16 protein-coding genes are annotated in these 16,098 nt (G+C 72.7%); 6 read left to right on the top strand and 10 right to left on the bottom strand.

Features of this window, described 5'->3' with window-relative positions; all coding sequences use genetic code 11:
- Positions 1-68 precede the first annotated feature (68 nt).
- Entirely contained in the window at positions 69-782 is a 714-nt protein-coding gene (locus ACIQWG_RS26740; protein WP_404100246.1) for a histidine phosphatase family protein, read from the bottom strand.
- A complete protein-coding gene (hemL, locus tag ACIQWG_RS26745) occupies positions 779-2,113 on the bottom strand; it encodes a glutamate-1-semialdehyde 2,1-aminomutase (protein ID WP_404100248.1) in 1,335 nt (444 codons plus the stop codon). Before hemL ends, ACIQWG_RS26740 begins: the two co-directional genes overlap by 4 nt.
- A 594-nt stretch (positions 2,114-2,707) precedes the next feature.
- Here hemL and ACIQWG_RS26750 point away from each other — a divergent pair.
- The gene (locus ACIQWG_RS26750) at positions 2,708-3,145 is read left to right on the top strand and encodes a hypothetical protein (protein ID WP_003974483.1); all 438 of its coding nucleotides are present in this window, start codon (positions 2,708-2,710) and stop codon (positions 3,143-3,145) included.
- Positions 3,146-3,335: 190 nt separating this feature from the next.
- Here ACIQWG_RS26750 and ACIQWG_RS26755 read toward each other — a convergent pair whose 3' ends face one another.
- Positions 3,336-4,058, bottom strand: coding sequence for an alpha/beta hydrolase (locus ACIQWG_RS26755; protein WP_404100250.1), 723 nt, complete (start codon positions 4,056-4,058; stop codon positions 3,336-3,338).
- A gap of 219 nt (positions 4,059-4,277) precedes the next feature.
- Positions 4,278-4,931 carry a hypothetical protein gene (locus tag ACIQWG_RS26760; RefSeq protein ID WP_404100252.1) on the bottom strand — a complete coding sequence of 218 codons (654 nt, stop codon included), beginning with the start codon at positions 4,929-4,931 and terminating at the stop codon, positions 4,278-4,280.
- A gap of 269 nt (positions 4,932-5,200) precedes the next feature.
- Between ACIQWG_RS26760 and ACIQWG_RS26765 the strand changes: the two genes are divergently transcribed.
- Entirely contained in the window at positions 5,201-6,382 is a 1,182-nt protein-coding gene (locus ACIQWG_RS26765; RefSeq protein WP_404100254.1) for a sensor histidine kinase, read from the top strand.
- Positions 6,383-7,060 carry a response regulator gene (locus ACIQWG_RS26770; protein WP_404100256.1) on the top strand — a complete coding sequence of 226 codons (678 nt, stop codon included), beginning with the start codon at positions 6,383-6,385 and terminating at the stop codon, positions 7,058-7,060.
- 48 nt (positions 7,061-7,108) lie between these two features.
- Here ACIQWG_RS26770 and ACIQWG_RS26775 read toward each other — a convergent pair whose 3' ends face one another.
- Positions 7,109-7,585, bottom strand: coding sequence for a hypothetical protein (locus ACIQWG_RS26775; RefSeq protein WP_404100258.1), 477 nt, complete (start codon positions 7,583-7,585; stop codon positions 7,109-7,111).
- Between the two features lie 255 nt (positions 7,586-7,840).
- On the opposite strand from ACIQWG_RS26775, the gene ACIQWG_RS26780 reads away from it, so the two are divergent.
- Positions 7,841-8,902 (top strand): PucR family transcriptional regulator, encoded by a 1,062-nt coding sequence (locus ACIQWG_RS26780; RefSeq protein WP_404100260.1) that lies wholly within the window; start codon positions 7,841-7,843, stop codon positions 8,900-8,902.
- A 52-nt stretch (positions 8,903-8,954) separates the two neighbouring features.
- Here the strand turns inward: ACIQWG_RS26780 and ACIQWG_RS26785 are convergent, their stop codons facing one another.
- The 4 genes from ACIQWG_RS26785 to ACIQWG_RS26800 all read right to left on the bottom strand — a co-directional run bounded on the left by ACIQWG_RS26785 (position 8,955) and on the right by ACIQWG_RS26800 (position 12,880).
- Positions 8,955-10,493: a flotillin family protein gene (locus ACIQWG_RS26785; protein WP_404100262.1), complete on the bottom strand. Its 1,539-nt coding sequence runs from the start codon at positions 10,491-10,493 to the stop codon at positions 8,955-8,957.
- A gap of 64 nt (positions 10,494-10,557) precedes the next feature.
- The gene (locus ACIQWG_RS26790) at positions 10,558-11,067 is read right to left on the bottom strand and encodes a hypothetical protein (protein WP_404100264.1); all 510 of its coding nucleotides are present in this window, start codon (positions 11,065-11,067) and stop codon (positions 10,558-10,560) included.
- A 95-nt stretch (positions 11,068-11,162) separates the two neighbouring features.
- On the bottom strand, positions 11,163-11,843 hold the full coding sequence (locus tag ACIQWG_RS26795) for an NAD(P)-dependent oxidoreductase (RefSeq protein WP_404100266.1): 681 nt from the start codon (positions 11,841-11,843) through the stop codon (positions 11,163-11,165).
- Between the two features lie 8 nt (positions 11,844-11,851).
- Entirely contained in the window at positions 11,852-12,880 is a 1,029-nt protein-coding gene (locus tag ACIQWG_RS26800; RefSeq protein ID WP_404100268.1) for an EamA family transporter, read from the bottom strand.
- Positions 12,881-12,959: 79 nt separating this feature from the next.
- On the opposite strand from ACIQWG_RS26800, the gene ACIQWG_RS26805 reads away from it, so the two are divergent.
- Positions 12,960-13,859, top strand: coding sequence for a LysR family transcriptional regulator (locus ACIQWG_RS26805; RefSeq protein ID WP_404100382.1), 900 nt, complete (start codon positions 12,960-12,962; stop codon positions 13,857-13,859).
- 38 nt (positions 13,860-13,897) lie between these two features.
- Positions 13,898-14,503: an ABATE domain-containing protein gene (locus ACIQWG_RS26810; RefSeq protein WP_404100270.1), complete on the top strand. Its 606-nt coding sequence runs from the start codon at positions 13,898-13,900 to the stop codon at positions 14,501-14,503.
- Positions 14,504-14,770: 267 nt separating this feature from the next.
- Here the strand turns inward: ACIQWG_RS26810 and ACIQWG_RS26815 are convergent, their stop codons facing one another.
- On the bottom strand, positions 14,771-16,036 hold the full coding sequence (locus ACIQWG_RS26815) for an ArgE/DapE family deacylase (RefSeq protein WP_404100272.1): 1,266 nt from the start codon (positions 16,034-16,036) through the stop codon (positions 14,771-14,773).
- Positions 16,037-16,098 lie beyond the last annotated feature (62 nt).

Raw genomic sequence — 16,098 nt, forward strand, 5'->3', positions numbered from 1 at the left:
GAGGGCGCGACGAACGGGCAGGTTCCTCCAGATTGCGAAGGTTTCGCAACAAATGTCACAAACGTGTCTTAAGCGCCGAAGGCCTTGCTCTTCCCCGGTACCGGCTTGACCCCGCCACGAAGGTGCTCGGGCACCAGATCGAGGGCCGGCTCGCTGTAGCCGACGGACACGATCCGGTCACCCTGGTAGGTGAAGCTGGTCAGCGACGCGAGCGTGCACTGGCGCTTGCGCGGGTCGTGCCACAACCGCCGCTTCTCGACGTAGGACCGCACGATCCAGATCGGCAGCTGATGGCTGACCAGCACGGCCTCGTGCCCGCGCGCCGCGTCCTTGGCGGCGTCCAGCGCGCCCATCATGCGGATGACCTGGTCGACGTACGGCTCGCCCCAGGACGGCCTGAACGGGTTGACGAGGTGCTTCCAGTTCGCCGGCTTCTTCAGCGCCCCGTCCCCCACGCCGAAGGTCTTGCCCTGGAAGACGTTGGCGGCCTCGATGAGCCGGGCGTCGGTCGCGAGGTCCAGCCCGTGGGCCTTGGCGATCGGTGTCGCGGTCTCCTGCGCGCGCTCCAGCGGGGAGGCGCCGACGTGAGTGATGTCACGGGAGACGAGATGCTCGGCGACCCGGTCGGCCATCTGCCGGCCGAGGTCGGACAGGTGGTACCCGGCGAGACGGCCGTAGAGGATGCCGTCCGGGTTGGCGACCTCACCGTGCCGCAGCAGGTGGACGACGGTGATGTCGCCCTCGGTCGCGCGGATGTCGTTCTCGTGGATGTCGTCGCTCATGCCGCCGTGGCCTCCGCCGCCGCTCGGGCCGCCGCCGGGAGGGCGTCGGCGATGCGCTGGACCGCCTGCTCGTCGTGGGCCGTGGACACGAACCAGGACTCGAAGGAGGAGGGCGGCAGATAGACGCCCTGGGCCAGCATCGAGTGGAAGAAGGCGGTGAAGCGGAAGGACTCCTGGCGCTTGGCGTCCTCGTAGTTGCGGACCTCGCGGTCCGTGAAGAAGACCGAGAACATGTTGGAGGCGGTCTGAAGCCGGTGCGCGACGCCTTCCTTGCCGAGGGCCTCCGTGACGAGGGACTGGATCTGCGCGGACACGGCGTTGACGGTGTCGTACGCGGCCTCGTCGAGGAGCCGCAGCTGGGCGAGTCCGGCGGCGGTGGCGACCGGGTTACCGGAGAGGGTGCCGGCCTGGTACACAGGTCCGGCGGGCGCGAGGTGGGCCATGACGTCGGCACGACCGCCGAACGCGGCCGCGGGGAACCCGCCGCCCATCACCTTCCCGAAGGTCATGAGGTCGGGCGCGACGCCGTCGACGCCGTACCACCCGGCACGGCTGGTCCGGAACCCGGTCATGACCTCGTCGGAGATGTAGAGGGCGCCGTTCTTCCGGCAGGCGTCCTTCAGACCATCGTTGAAGCCGGGCAGCGGCGGGACGACGCCCATGTTGCCGGGCGAGGCCTCGGTGATGACGCAGGCGATCTCACCGGGGTGCCGGTGGAAGGCCTCGTGCACCGACTCCAGGTCGTTGTACGGCAGCACGATGGTGTCGCCGGCCTGGGCACCGGTGACGCCGGGGGTGTCGGGAAGGGCGAAGGTGGCGACGCCCGACCCGGCGGCGGCGAGCAGCGCGTCGACGTGGCCGTGGTAACACCCGGCGAACTTGATCACCTTGGTCCGCTGGGTGAACCCGCGGGCGAGCCGGATGGCGGACATGGTGGCCTCGGTGCCGCTGGAGACGAGCCGCACCTGCTCCAGCGGCTCGATCCGGTCGACCATCTCCTCGGCGAGCGCGACCTCGCCCTCACCGGGCGTACCGAAGGACGTACCGCGCGATACGGCGTCCTGGACGGCGGCGATCACGGCCGGGTGGGAGTGCCCGAGGATCATGGGCCCCCAGGAGCAGACCAGGTCGACGTACTGGCGTCCGTCGGCGTCGGTGAGGTACGGACCGGTACCGGACACCATGAACCGGGGCGTACCGCCCACGGCGCGGAAGGCGCGCACCGGGGAGTTCACGCCGCCGGGCGTGACGGCGGCCGCACGGTCGAACAGAGCCTGCGAGGCAGGCGCATCGTATGGATAGGGCGTTCCTGAAGAGGGCGCTTCGCTCATGACCTGCGACTACTCCGACCTTCTCTGACCTACTCCGATGATCTCGGACTCCGGTTGCCAGTGACCTCCTCAGAGTAGGCCAGGGGAACGTGACGGCAGCGGGCCGCCACCGCCCCCGCGCTGAGTCACCCCGGCCCCTCCACTCCCGCCGTCACCCCCCGTCACCTCCGCGCGATCTGCGAGACTGGACGTGATACACACAGCTCATGCGGGGCGTGTTGGTCTAGGACTGGAAAGATCCTGCGGACAGGTGTTTCGCCGCACGTTTCGGCGGGCGGCCGTGGGGGAGGTCACTGACACGATGATCGGGTTGCGCGGCGGGGGCCACGCGTCCTAGAAAAGCAGTCGGGTGGAGATATGCATCGCGGTGGCGGACTGGGCGAGGGGACTGATGACCTGGGTCCTCGACGTGCCCGGCGGGGAAAGCACCGACGCGACGCGGAGGATTCGAACGAAGCCCGTCAGGGACACGTTGTACCAGGTATGCCAGATGTTTCCGGTGGACCCGGTGTACCGAGTGAGCACGAGCCGATCGACCGGCGGATCGACAGCCGGATCGACCGCCTGCGGGCGGGGAGCGGGAATGGTGGTCGGGTGGGGGTGACGTACAAGTACTTCGGCGCGCCCGACGGTGCGACGGCGGCCCGTGTCCCGATCTCGATGCGCCCCGAGGAGCTCGGCGGCGACGAGCTCGGCATGAACGGCATGTTCACCAAGATCAAGCCCGAGACCATGGCCGCGATGGTCCTGACCGGCATCGAGGGCGTCCCCCTGCACAAGGTGCCCCCACTGGAGCTGGTCGTCCTGCACCCCGACTACGCGGTGGTCAAGCTGCCGATGACGGTGGTCGACCCCCTGCGGGGCATAGGGGAGGAAGCGGTCGGCGCGGCCGCCTTCATCTGGTCGACGGTGCCGGACCGGGGTGGGCCCCGGGATGCGTTCAATGTGTACCAACTGCTGCACGAGTGGCAGGACTTCTCGCATCGGTTGCATGAGGCGGGGCATCAGCCGTACTGCCTTGTGTGGCCGTGAGCCGGCCCTTCGAGGGCCACCGGCGGCGCGCGAACCCCTGACGTACGACCGCGGACACCCGCCACTGACGTACGACCGCGGACACCCGCCATCGAGGAGACCCACAGCCTGTCCCCGATGGCGGACACCGCCTACTCTCCGCAGCCGGCCTGCCGAGCCGGACTCACTTCAGATGCCTGCCGAGCCGGAGTCACTTCAGGTGCCGGTCGAAGAACCGGTTGCCGTCCTCCAGCTCGAACCACGGGGTGCCGGTGTGGCCGCCCAGGTTGGCGTGCAGGGTCTTCTCCTTGGTGCCGAAGGCGTCGAAGAGGTCCAGGGCGCGCTGCCGCGGGTTCCCTTCGTCGTCCCACTGCAACAGCATCAGCAGCGGGATCGTGATCTGCCGGGCCTCCTCGCGCTGGGCGTGCGGCACGTAACCGCCGGCGAAGAAGCCGGCGGCCGCGATGCGTGGGTCGGCCGCCGCCAGCCGGATGCCCAGGGCCATCCACCCGGAGTATCCGACCGGGCCGCCGATCCCGGGCAGCGCGAGAAGGGCGTCCAGGGTGGTCCGCCACTCCGGGGCGGCCTTTTCGACCAGCGGGCCGATGAAGGACTCGAAGATCCCGTCGACCTGCTCTCCGGCCCGCATGGCGCGGCGCAGCTCGGCGCGGGCCTGCTCGTCGGCGGCGGAACGGGGCCGGTCGCCGCACCCGGCGGCGTCGATGGAAGCCACCGCGTAGCCGCACGCCGCGGTGATCCGGGCTCGGGCCACCAGGCGGGGCTGGTTCTTGGGCAGGCCGTTGTTGTGGGCCATCAGGATCAGCGGGGCCGGTGCTGCGGACTCGGGAGTCCACAGGGTGCCGGGGATCTCGCCGAGGGTGAATTCGCGCTCGAGGACGCCTTCTTCGAGGCGCTGTTCGGAAGTGAACTGCATGGTCGTGCCTTTCGGGAGTGCGCAAGCGGCGCTCCCGGACGACCTATCGCCCGACCGTGACCCCTGAGGGGAGCACCCATGTCGATACTGCGTTCACGGGTACCACCTCCTCGTTCCTTCGCACGGCCTCCCGAAAGCTAGCAGCGGCCCGCACCGGACCGCCAACGGATTTCGGGCGCCCTTCGGGCCGTGCGCGAAGACCGGTCCGGGCCGGGACGTTCAGCCCGCCGCGCCGTCCAGCAGCCAGCTGTGACGCAGGCGCAGGGCCCGCTCCGTACTGGCGATGAGCGTGACGAAACCGACCACCGTGTTGCCCCAGGCCGGCAGATCGACGGGAGCGGCGAAGGTCCCGATGTGCTGGGCGATGCCCTCCACCCGGGTCAGCTGTTCGACGACCTGTGCCGCGAGGACGAACAGGGCGACGCCGAGCACGGTCGACGAGAGAAATCCGATGCCGCGGCTCAGCGCGGGATGCCTGCGGTCGAAGTGTGCGCGGCGCCCTTCGGCCGAGTCGCGGTCCGGGACGAGTTGGTACGCGGTTCCGTCTTCGGTGACGTAATGGCAGCGCTTGAGCCCGAACGCGCTCATCCTCACTTCGACCGTGCCGCCCGGGACCGGGAAGGCGGCGGGCAGCCTGGACCGGGCGGATTGCCTGCCGTCGACGTACAGATGGGCTTTGACGTTGCCGGACGAGTTGTTCTGCCAGTGCCTGACGTCGACGGCGTAGACCGTCTGCCGGCCGTCGTCGTTCGTCAGCCGAAGGTAGAACAGTACGCGGAGGGTCATCTGCCACCAGCGGAACCGCTTCAGCGGCCGTCCGTCCCCGGGCGTGATCCGCTTGGCCGCCCGTCGACGCCGCAGTTCCTTGAACATGCCTCCAACTCCCCCTTGTTGCGTCGGCCCGTGCGATGGCGCCACGGCCTGGTGGCCGGTGGCTCGGCATGTGAACGAGTCTGTGCGGGCGGCGCGGGCGGCACATCGGCCTGACGGGCCGGGACGTCTTAGACCAAGGGCGAGGCGGTGATTGGACCTGGGGCGAGGCGGGGACCGGGCCAAGGACGAGGCGGTCGTTCGACCTGGGTCCAGTGCGCATCAGCCCGTGGTCCGAGGTGCGGGCCGCACGGTTTCGCGACAATGGCCGGGTGAACACGGACGTCGCGCCGCCGCTCGGCTGGTGGCAGCAGACCTGTCGGCTGGCGGCCGCCACGGCCGTCGGTACGGCCGCCTGGCTCTCCATGGGTGTACTGCTCTCGCGGGGCGAGGGGGACGGGGCGGGCTCCTGGTTTCTCGTCGGTGATCCGCTGGTCGCCCTCGGCTGTCTGGCGGCCCTGCTGTGGCGGCGCCGGTTTCCGCTCGCCGTGGCCGTCACGGTCGTGATCGCCTCGGCCGCGTCGGCGCTCGCCACCGGCGCCGCGCTGATGGCCCTGTGCTCGGTCTCCACACGTCGTCGTCCGGTGGAGATCGGTGTCGTCGTCGTGGTCTATGTGACGGCGTCACAGTTCACCGAGGGGTTCTACTCGGTGCAGAGCCCGCCCGGCACGATCTGGTTCCAGCTCGCCCTGCCGGCCCTGACCGCGGGTATCGCGGTGGCCGTGGGCACGGCCATCGGCGCCCGGCGGGTCGAAGTACGGTCCCTGCGCGACCGGGCGGAGAGCGCGGAACGGGAACAGACCGCGCGGGCCGCGCAGACACGCGCCCTGGAACGCAACCGCATCGCCCGCGAGATGCACGACGTGCTCGCGCACCGGATCTCCCTCGTCGCCATGCAGGCCGGGGTGCTGGACCACCGTCGCGACCTCGGGGCCGAGGAGAGCCGCGTACTGGTCCGTGGCATCGCCGAGGGCTCCCATCAGGCCCTGGAGGAGCTACGGGATGTCCTCGGCGTGCTCCGGGCCGACCCGGGTCACCCCGAACCACCACAGCCCTCCCTCGACCGCATCCCCGACCTGGTGGCCGACGCCCACGCCTCGGGACTGGACGTCACGCTCGCCGACGCGGTGACGGGCACACCGCCCGACGTCGTGGGGCGGACCGGCTACCGGGTCGTCCAGGAGGGACTGACCAACGCCGCCAAACACGCTCCGGGCGCACACATACGCATCACCCTCGACGGAACGGTGGGCGGCACACTGGAGGTCGGAGTGCGCAACGGCCCGGCCACCGCGAGCGTGCGACCACCGGCATCGGGCTTCGGGCTGCTCGGCCTCGCCGAACGCGTCGACCTGGCCGGCGGAGAGCTCAGCCATCACCCCACGGCCGACGACGGATACGCCCTCACCGCACGACTGCCCTGGCCCCGCCCCGGCCACGAGAGGAGAGCGTGAGTGGACAGCGAGCGGAAGCCGGTGCGGGTGGTCGTCGTCGACGACGAACAGCTGGTGCGGATGGCGCTGCGGCTCGTCATCGACGGCGAACCGGACCTGACCGTCGTCGCGGAGGCCGCCGACGGTGACGCGGCCATCGCCGTGGTGGACGAGCAGCGGCCGGACGTGGTGCTGATGGACGTGCGGATGCCCGGCCGTGACGGTCTCAGCGCGACCCGGGAACTCCTCGGCCGGCCGACGCCGCCGAGGGTGCTGATCCTGACCACGTTCGACTCCGACGATCTCGTGCTCGGCGCCCTGCGCGCCGGGGCCCTCGGGTTCGTCCTCAAGGACACCCAGCCGCCGCGGCTGCTCGACGCCGTGCGGACCGTCGCCGAGGGCAATCCCGTGCTCTCCCCGGCGGCCACGGCACGGGTGATCGCCGCCGCCACCGGCCCGCAGTCCTCGCACGCCCGTGACACGTCTCGCGAAGCCGCACGCGAACAGCTGTCCCGGCTGACCGAGCGGGAACTCGAAACCGCCCGGGCCATCGCGGACGGACTGGGCAACCCCCAGATCGCCCAGCGGCTGCGCATCAGCGTCGCGACCGTCAAGGCACACACGAGCGGCCTGTTCGCCAAGTTGGCCGTCGAGAACCGGGTACAGATCGCACTCCTCGTCCGCGACGCCGAGGGCTGACCCCGCCCAGAGCGGCGCCGCCCGCGAGTTCGGGCTGTCGCGGCGCCCTCACCGGCACCGAGCGGTGTCCCCTGACCGAGCCCCCCTCGACCGAGCCCCCGTCATGCCCCGCCCGAGTCGCACCCCGTTCCCTCCGCGCGCCGCACCGGGCCGGTCCGGCCCGTCGGTCGCCCCGGCCGGACGTCCCCGGCGATGCAGTGCCCGCGCCGCCAGCCGTGTCAGCCACCAGGCGACCAGCAGCGAGGCGAGCGGGAGCGTCAGCCGCAGTACGCCGGACGTGGGCCCCGAGGGCAGGGCGACGGCCAGGACGCTCGTGGTGCCGACGCTGAGGGACCAGGAGGTCGCCGTCAGCAGGGAGAGGGCGACGGCGACCGGGATTCCGCCCAGGCCCAGGCGGCCCAGGTCCGCGTCCTCGTCGAAGCTGCCCACCGGGGCGAGACCCACGGCGACCAGGAGCCAGAAGCACCCGACCACCACGAGGGCCGCGGTGAGCAGGAGCGTCGGCAGACCCGTGGCGGCTGCCATGAGCGTCCGCACGTCCCGTCCCCCTCCGTCGCGGCGGGCGCCCGAGCCCCCCGTCCTTGCTCCACCACTCGGGTTTCCGGTGCCGGGCCTCTGCCGGGGTCCGGCACCGGAACCATCCGTGGTGCTCCCCGCAAGGGATGATGCACGGCCGACGGCGGCTCGCGCATTGCCGGTTCCCGGCAGGGTTCATTAGGGTCTGGATGCCGGGGAGTGTTAAGAACGCGTCAATAGGGCGTCAGGAGCAACGGGGGCAGGGTGGGCGAGTCGGACGTGGCCGCGCGGTATCTGGACGGGTACGCGGAGATCCTGGCCCAGGTCTCCGCGACCGGGCGGCGTCTCACCCGGGACGAGGTCGACGGACGCCGAGCCCTCGGTGAGCAGGCTGCCGCGGAGGGCGGTCACAGCCTGCGCGGCCTCGTACGGCAGCACCTCGCCGCCACCCGCGCCGACTGGCCCGGCGGCGCCGGTTCCACCGACTGTGTCCTGGCCGCCGTGGAACAGGCCGTCGACGCCTTCGCCGAAGGCTACGAGCGGGCGCAGCGGATGGCCGTACGCGAAGAGGAGGCCGCCCGGCGGGAGTTCATCGACGACCTGCTCTACGGCCGCAGCGACCTGGGGCGGCTGGCCGAACGCGCCGAGCGTTTCGGCCTGGTGCTGTCGCGGGCGCACGCCGTCGCCGTGGCCGAGGGACCGGAGGCCTACGACGACACGGCACCGGTCACCCGCCGGGTCGAGGCGGCGCTGATAGCCCGGTTCGGCGACCGGCGGATCCTGCTCGCCACCAAGAACGGGCAGTTGGTCTGTATCGCCCCCGGCGACGAGGACGACGTCCTCACCCACTTCGCCAAGCAGGCGCACGCCGCGACGGACGGCAGCCGGGTGGCCGTCGGCAGGCCCCAGCCCGGTGCCGGCGGCGTGGTGCACTCCTACGAGGAGGCGCTCAGCGCGCTGGAACTCGCCCGCCGTCTGGGCCTGGACGAGCCCGTGGTGCGCGCAGCCGACCTGCTGGTCTACCCGGTCCTCACCCGCGACCGGCAGGCCATGGCCGACCTGGTGCTCAGCGCGCTCGGGCCGTTGCGCGGCGCCCGGGGCGGCGCGGAGCCGCTGCTGCGGACGCTGGAGGTGTACTTCGACTCCGGCTGTACGGCGGCCGAGGCCGCCCGCCGGCTGGCGCTCAGCGTGCGCGCCCTGACCTACCGGCTGGAGCGCATACACCAGCTGACCGGCGCCAACCCGGCCGATCCGATGCACCGCTACACCCTTCAGACCGCCGTCATCGGGGCACGGTTGCTGGACTGGCCGGCGCAGGAGCTCTGAACGGGAGCGGGGCCGGGCCCGCGTGGGACCCGGCCCGTGCTGCACTCCGCCGTCAACCGGTGATCTCCACCTTCCCGTTGAGCGGAGCCACCGGCTCCACCGGCGCCTCCGTCGGCGTGGCACCGGTGCGTCGCGTGACCCCCTTCAGCAGTTCGGCGAGGTCGACGCCCGTGGTGGCTCCGAGGAGTTCCATGCCCTGGGCGACGTTGTCCGCGACGGCCCGCGGGATGCGGCCCGCTCCGTCGGTGGAGATGACGGTCATCTTCTCCACCGCGCTGAGCGGCTCGGACGCCTTCGCCACCACCTGCGGCAGCACCTCGACCAGCATCTGGAGGATGGCCGCGTCGCCGTACTGTCCGAACGCGTCGGCCTTCTTGCGCATCGCCTCGGCCTCGGCCGCGCCCTTCGCGCCGATCGCCGCCGCGTCGGCCTCGCCCTCCAGCCGTACCGCCTCGGCGATCGCCGCACGCCGGGACCGCTCGGCCTCACCCTGCTTCAGACCCTCGACGGCCTCCGCCTCGGCCAGCGCGCTGCGCCGCTGCTTCTCGCCCTCACCGGTCAGCCGTGCCCGCTCGGCCTCCGCCTGGGCGTCGGCGATGCCCGCCGACTTCTCGGCCTCGGCCTGCTTGACCCGCGCCACCCGCCTGGCCTCGGCCTCCTGTTCGGCGGCGTACCGCTTGGCGTCGGCGGGCTTGCGGACCTGGGTGTCGAGCTGGCGGTCGGTCAGCGCGGCCTGCCGCTCGGCGACCTTCTCCTGCTCGGCGAGGATGTCCTGCTGCCGGGCGGCCTCGGCCAGCGGACCCGCGGCGGCCGCACGGGCCGCGGCCTCGTCGGTCTCGGCCTTGATCTCGGCCTGCTTGAGCGCGAAGGTCCGCTGGGCGACGGCGATCTCCTCCTCGGCCTTGAGCCGGGCCTGCTCGGCGGCCCGCCGGGCCACGGCCTCGGCGATGTCGGCCTCCTGCTTGGCGCGGGCCGCCTCCGGACGTCCCAGGTCCTCCAGGTAGGAGCCCTCGGTGGTGATGTCCTGGATCTGGAAGGCGTCCAGCACCAGGCCCTGCCCGGACAGGCTGGCCTCCGCCTCCTCGGCGACCTGGCCGGCGAACGCGGCCCGGTCGCGGATGACGTCCTCCACCGACATCCGTCCCACGATGGCGCGCAGGGCGCCGGACAGCACTTCCTGGGTGAAGCCGACGATCCCGTCCTGCTGCATCAGGAACCGCTGCGCGGCGGCGCGGATCGAGTCCTCGGTGCCGCCGACCTTGACGATCGCCACACCGTCCAGGTTGGCCTTGACCCCGCGCAGGGTGACCGCGCCGCGCACCGCGACCGGGATGTGCCGGGAGGACAGGTCGAGCGTGAACTTCTGCTGCACGAAGGGCACGACGAACACTCCGCCGCCGACCACGACCTTCTGCCCGCTGTTGTCGGTGAAGACGCGGCCGGTCTCGGGATCGGTGGCCTTCTTGCCCCGCCGGCCGGTGACGATGAACGCCTGGCTGGGACCCGCGACCTTGTAGCGGGTGACGACGACGAGCGCCAGCAGGACGAGGAGTACGACGACTCCCACGACGGCGATGACGACAGGACTCATGGCAGTGCCCCCGAATCACGTACGAAGAAAGGAAGGTCGAGCAGAGAGGGAGGGAGGCCGGGGCTCAGCGGTCCACCGGCCGCACCACGACCGAGGTGGCGGACGGCACGGCCTCCACCCAGACCTCGGCGCCGCGGGCCACCGGCCCGGCGCTGCGGGCGGCGAACTTCACCGGCTGGCCCGCCAGTCGGAGCAGCACCTCGCCGTAGCCGTCCGCCGGGATGGCGGTGACCACGTTGCCCGCGGCGCCCACCAGGTGGTTCCCGTTCGGGGTGAGTGCCGTCTGGTCACGCATCAGGACGCGGCTGAACCGGTACGTCAGCCAGGCCGTCCCCAGCCCGCACACGGCCCCCGCCGTGGTGGCGGCCACGGGGCCCGCGCCCGCCGCCCCGGTGGCGATGGCGCCGCCGAAGCCGGTCATCGCCAGGAACCCGGCGACGACCGGCAGCGACAGCCACCCGTCCAGGGCACCGCCCAGCGCACCGTCGAGCGCGCCGTCCAGCACCCCGTCGAAGACCAGCGACAGGGCGAGCAGCGCGACCCCCGTTATGCCCAGTCCAAGAAACCAGACCATGTGCGCCGTCCCCCTCTCACCCGCCGCCGACCTCCGACTTGTTGGGATCGTGACATGTCATGGGCAAGTGTTTCACTGCCGGATTCCGGCAATCTTTACGCGTCTTTAATGCCGGGTCGCCGCGTGTGGACGACCGTGAAGTGCCGCTCGCCGCCCGGGTTCTCCACTTCGTCGACCACCGCCACGGCCAGGTCCTCCGCACTGATCCAGGAACGGCCGTCGGACCCCGTGAGCAGGGTGTCGGTGCCGCGCCGGTAGCGGCCGGTCCGGGGGCCGGGTTCGAGCACGGCCGGCGGGCTCAGACAGACCCAGTCGGCGTCCGCGTGGTCCTGGCAGATCCCCAACTGGGCCGTGCCGGCGAGCGCCACCGCCCGGTGCTCGTCCGGTACGTACGTCGGGTCGTGGGCCACCAGCAGGTCGGCGGCGCCGGGGCTGCGCAGGGCTCCGGCGCCGCCCACCACGAGCACGCGGGCGCCCAGCCGCGCGGCGGCGTCCAGCACCGTGCGGGTGGCGCCCACCAGGAACTCCCGGTCGGCCGGGAAGGACCGCACGGCCAGCACGACGGCGTCCGCGGCGCCGGTCGGGGCGGGCCCCGCGAGGGCCTCACCCACGGCCGCCGGGTCGGTCACGTCGACCGCGACCGGCGTCACGTTCGCGCGCGTCCTCGCCTCCCCGGGCCTACGGGACAGGGCGAGCGTCCGATGCCCGCGCCCGGCCGCCTCGGCGCTCACCCGGCTGCCGACCATTCCCGTGGCGCCGAGCACGGCGATCGTCATGGCCCTCTTCACCGAACCCGCCCCTCCCGAACCCGCCGCCCCTCCCGAACCCGTACGTCGCCGATCCGTACGTCGCCGACTCCCCCACCGTGCGCCTCACTTCGCCGCGCCCGCCGGCCGGCCACGAGCACCCGCAAGCGGCCCTTCGGGATCTCGAACTGCGCCACCAGCATCGAGGCCAGCGCGAGCAGGAACCCGAACGACTGCGGCAGGCTGAGCGATTCGCCCAGGCCGATGCCGATGACCGTCGCGACCAGCGGCGACAGCAGCACCAGCGGAGCCGACGCGCCCACCGAAAGCCTGCCGATGCCCCGGAACCACAGCGTGTACGCGACCAGGCCGCCCACGCTGCCGAGCCACAGATAGCCGGCCGCCGCCCCGGCGTCGATCCGCTGCGGCACCCCCTCGACCGCCAGGGTGAGCGGCAGCAACAGGAAGCCACCGACGGCCAGTTGCCAACCGGCGAGGGCCAGCGGGCCGACCCCCGGGGGCCGCCCCCAGCGCTTGGTCAGGACGGTCCCGGCGGCCATGGCGCTCGTACCGCCGAGCCCGGCGAGCACCCCGGCGGTGTCCAGCCGGGCCTCGGGACCGAGCACCACCAGTGCGACGCCGGCCAGCCCGAGCACACCCCAGGTCCAGCGCCAGACCGTCGGCCGGACGTGGAGCGCCGCGATGGCCAGCCCGGCGACGAGGAGCGGCTGGGCGGCGCCGAGGGTGGCGGCGACCCCGCCGGGGAGTCGTTCGGCCGCGAGGAACAGCAGCGGGAACAGGGTGCCGATGTTGAGCGCGCCGAGCACCCCCGCCTTCCACCACCAGTCGCCGCGCGGCAGCACACGGGTGATCGCCAGCGCGAGCAGCCCGGCGGGCAGGGCACGCATCAGTCCGGCGAACATCGGATGCCCGGCGGGCAGGAGTTCCGTGGTCACGGCGTAGGTGGTGCCCCAGGCCGCGGGGGCGAGCGCGGTCAGCGCGACGGTGGCCATCGGCTGCGCGTACGTCCGCGGCGGGCCCGGTGCCCGCTCGGTCGAAGGATGCATGTGAAGCAGTCTCCGCGGACCACCACCATGACTCCAACGCATGGTTGTCATCACAGCCATGAACGACAACGATGGATGCGTGGATCTCCAGCAGATGCGCTACGTCGTCGCCGTCGCCGAAACCCGTAACTTCACGCGCGCCGCGGAGCGCTGCTTCGTGGTGCAGTCGTCCCTCAGCCACCGGATCGCCGGTCTGGAACGGGAGCTCGGCGTCAAGCTGTTCGCCCGCTCCAGCCGCCGCGTCGAACTGACCGGCGCCGGGGAGGCGTTCGTGGCCGCCGCGCGCGAGTGCCTGGCCGCCGCCGACCGCGCGGTCGCCGACGCCGCCGCCGCGACCGGGGTGGTGCGCGGCCGGCTCGCCGTCGGTGTGATCGTGACGACGGCCGCCGTGGACGTGCCCGATCTGCTCCAGCGGTATCGGGCGCGCTACCCGGACGTCCATGTGGTGCTGCGGTCCGGGCGCAGCGACGAACTGGCCGCGGCGGTCCGGGACGGTGAGCTGGACATCGCCTTCCTCGGGCTGCCCGAGGGCGAACGGCCGTCCGGTGTGGAGGCCCTCGTCCTCGACCACGACGAGCACGCGCTGGTCGTGTCGGCCGGGCACCGGCTCGCCGGAGCCTCCCGGGTGACGTTGCGGGAGATCGCCGAGGAGACCTTCGTCGACTTCGCGGCCGGGACGCCCGCCCGCGCCCAGTCCGACCGGGCCTTCGCCGCGGCGGGTCTGGTCCGTGACGTCGCCTACGAGGCCGGTGTCGTCGAGCTGATCTCCCGGCTGGTCGCCCGCGGGCTCGGCATCGCGCTGCTGCCGTCGGCGTACGCCCGCCCGCTGGCCGCCGGCGACCCCGAACTGGAGCTGGTCCGCGTGCTCGACGGCCCGCACCGGCTGGAGTACCTGGTGTGGAGCCGGTTCAACCCCACCCCGGCGACCCGGGCGATGCTGGACGTCCTCGGCGTCGCCCGCGGGTCAGCGGCGTCCTGACCGCCGTACCCGTCTCACGGACCCCCGCCCTCCGTACCATGAGAGCCATGACCGAGACCGTCGAGCCACCGCTGCCCCCCGCGCCGGGCGCGGCACAGTACCCGTCGCTCGCGCTGGTCAACAGCGTCATCGCGCTGCCGGGCGGTCAGTACGTCGACCTCCTCGGCACCCCGGCGGCGGCCAACCGGTGGCTCGTCGGACTCGGGCTCGCTCCCGTCGACGCCGGGATGCGGGAGATGTGCGCGGCGCAGCTGCGGTCGCTGCGGGAACAGCTCCGGTCGCTGTTCGACTCACGGGTCGCCGCGCTGCCGGCGCTGCCCGCGGCCCTGACCGCCGTGAACGACGCGCTGACCCGGGTGCCCACGGCCCCGCTGCTGCGGTGGGACGACCAGGACGGCCCGTACCGCGCGGCCCCGCACCCCACCACCGAGATCGTCGACCACGCCCTGGCGACCCTCGCCGCCGACGCCGCCGGCCTGCTCACCTCCCCGGACGCCGCACGCCTCACCGCCTGTGGTTCCGCTCCCTGCAACCGCTATCTGCTCCGGCACGGCCGCCGCCACTGGTGCTCCACCCGCTGCGGCGACCGGGCCCGCGCGGCCCGCGCCTACGCCCGGCGCACCCGGCCTACGGCGGCGGACTGACGGCACGCGATCGCGGTCCACGGCGGTGCGTCCTCGGTGACCACCAGCCAGGCGGCTGGGCGGCAAACGCCGGGAGAGGCCCCGGAGTTCGCGGACGCGGGGGAGCTCGACGGGCTCAGGCGCCGTCGAGCTGGGCCAGGTCCGTCGGCACGAGCGTCGTGGAGGCCGGCAGGGCGCGGAGTGTACGGAGCCGGGGTCCAACAGTGAACGTCTTCACGGGACTTCATACGGACGAGCACAGGACCCTCTCAAGGGCCGCCGCTCACCTCACTTCACGCCGACCGTCCGCAGCACCGTCACAGCCAACGTCCGTGCCACCTCCGCCACTTCGGCGACCGACACCCGCTCCCGCGCGCTGTGCGCCACCCGGATGTCCCCCGGCCCGTACTGAAGGGTCGGGATCCCCTCCCCGGCGTACAGCCGTAGATCACTGCCGTACGGCGCCCCGCACTCCCGCATGTCCGCGGTTCCCCCGGTGTCGGCGCGGGCGCCCCGGATCACGTCGGGCAGCGGATGCCCCTCGGGCATCCGGCCGCTCGCGAACTGCCCGCCCGGCCAGGTCACGGTCGCCGGACGGGCACGCAGCCAGGGGTCGTCGGCGCACGCCTCGGCGACGACGCGTTCGAACGCCGCGCGTGCCTCGGCCGGGTCCTCCCCGAGCCGCACCCCCAACCGCCCCTCCGCGACCAGCAGATCGGGCACGCTGCTCGCCCAGTCCCCGGCGCGCACGGTCCCCACCGACAGGGCGTACGGGATGGGGTGCCCGGCCATCAGCGGATGCGCGTCCCGGTTGCGGTCGGTCTCCAGCCGGGCCAGCGCCCGGTGCAGCGGCAGATACGCGTCCACGGCGCTGACACCCTGGTCGCGTGCGCTGCCGTGGGCCGCCTTGCCGGGCACGGCCAGGCGGAAGGTCAGGGCGCCGGCGTTGGCGGTGACGAGGGCGCCGTCGGTCGGTTCGGTGATGACGCAGACGTCGCCGCGGTGGCCGCGCCGCAGGGTGCCGAAGGCGCCGAGCCCGCCGTCCTCCTCGCCGACCACGAAGTGCACACCGATCCGCCCGCGCAGCCGCACGCCGGCGGCCCGTATCGCGCTGAGCGCGGCGAGGTGGGCCACCAGCCCGGCCTTCATGTCACAGGCGCCCCGCGCGTGCACGACGTCGCCGCGCACCCGTGGCACGAACGGATCGCCGTCCCAGGCGTCGAGGTCCCCCGGCGGTACGACGTCCACATGCCCCTGCATCACGAAGGCCGGCCCGTCACCGCCGTCCGGCGTCACCCCGACCAGCCCCCAGGCCTCCTCCCGCTCCACCTCCGTTCCCGGGAATCCGGGATCCGCGCGCAACGCGTCGAGATCCATCGACCACAGGTCGACGTCCAGCCCGAGCCGCTCCAGCCGCCTTGCCAGCAGATGCTGCAACTCCGACTCGGCCGCGCTCCCGGTCACACTCGGCACGGCGATCAACTCCACCAGCGCCCGCCCGATCCCGGCCTCGTCGATCCCGGCCAGCACGGCGCTCTCCACACCACTGAGCACGATGACGCCCCTCCCTTCAGACAGCGCAGGCAACTGCGCGACAAGCCACAACGAAACCCGCA

Origin of the sequence: Streptomyces sp. NPDC098781 (assembly GCF_044759995.1) — a bacterium.
Lineage (GTDB): Bacteria > Actinomycetota > Actinomycetes > Streptomycetales > Streptomycetaceae > Streptomyces.